A 1,348-nucleotide genomic window follows, 5' to 3' on the forward strand; every position below is an offset into this window, starting at 1 on the left:
ATCCGTGCTGCTGATAGAGGGAATCGCAATAATATTCTTATAAAGTGAAAAAAAATCCAGATTGGCCATCAGCTCCTCCTTGCGTCCCCGGAATGTTTCTGTTAGAAAATACAAATGCAAAGTGAGTGCATGAATATTCCTTAATTTTACCTGAATATCTGGCTCATCAACAAAGGCTTCTAGTTGTAAGGGAAAGTTAATGTTCTGTCACCTGATCTATAACCGACGACACACACCCGCCTGAATTGCCCCTCCGCACTTGTGCAAAGGGGCGCTCGAACACCCTTGTGCACTGCAGCGTCATGCTGTGAATCTCTAACTCTGACTTGGAATATTCAACATGCTTAACACCGTTATCGTCGGTGCCAGTGGCTACGCGGGAGCCGAACTGGCCGCACTGGTACAGAACCATCCACAACTCAAACTGTTCGGCCTCTATGTCTCCGCCGGCAGTCAGGATGCCCACAAACGCTTCTCTGCCCTGCATCCCCAGTGGGTCGGCGCCCTCGATCAGCCGCTGCTGCCGCTGGACGACGACGGCATGACCCGGATCCTGACCCAGGCCGATCTGGTGCTGCTGGCCACCGCCCACGAGGTGAGTGCCGAGCTTGCGCCCAAGTTTCTCGCCAAGGGGCTGCCGGTGTTCGATCTCTCCGGCGCCTTCCGGGTCAAGGATCAGGGCTTTTACGACAGCTTCTACGGTTTCACCCACGACAGCGAGCAGTGGCTGGATCAGGCCGTCTATGGTCTGGCGGAGTGGAATGCCGATGCCATCGCTACCGCCCAGCTGATTGCGGTGCCGGGTTGTTATCCGACCGCCTCCCTCTGTGCTCTCAAGCCGCTGCAGCAGGATGGCCTGATTGCCAAGGGGTGGCAGCCCATCATCAACGCCGTCTCAGGGGTTTCCGGTGCCGGGCGCAAGGCAGCCATCAACACCAGCTTCTGCGAAGTGAGCCTCAACCCTTACGGCACCTTCAATCACAGACACCAGCCGGAGATCAGCCATCACCTCGGCAAGGAGGTGCTGTTCCAGCCCCACCTTGGCAACTATGTGCGCGGCATTCTGGCCACCATCTATGTGCAGCTGGCGGACGGCGTCACCCCCACGCAGGTGGATCAGGCCTTCCTCAAGGCTTACGAAGGCAAGCCGCTGGTGCGCCTCACCGGCCAGATGCCCTCTATTCGCGGTGTGGCAAACACCCCTTACTGCGATATCGCCTGGCAACAGCAGGGCAACATGCTGGTGGTGGTATCCGCCATCGACAACCTGCTCAAGGGCGCCGCCTCGCAAGCCATGCAGTGCATAAATATCAAATTTGGTTTTGAACCGGCCACCGGCCTGATTTAA

1 protein-coding gene is annotated in these 1,348 nt (G+C 57.0%); it reads left to right on the forward strand.

Features of this window, described 5'->3' with window-relative positions:
* The first annotated feature begins 340 nt into the window (after positions 1 to 340).
* The gene (gene argC / locus G5358_RS21125; protein WP_201938570.1) at positions 341 to 1,348 is read left to right on the forward strand and encodes an N-acetyl-gamma-glutamyl-phosphate reductase; all 1,008 of its coding nucleotides are present in this window, start codon (positions 341 to 343) and stop codon (positions 1,346 to 1,348) included.

Source organism: Aeromonas sp. 604176 (assembly GCF_049170755.1).
Taxonomy (GTDB): domain Bacteria; phylum Pseudomonadota; class Gammaproteobacteria; order Enterobacterales; family Aeromonadaceae; genus Aeromonas; species Aeromonas veronii_A.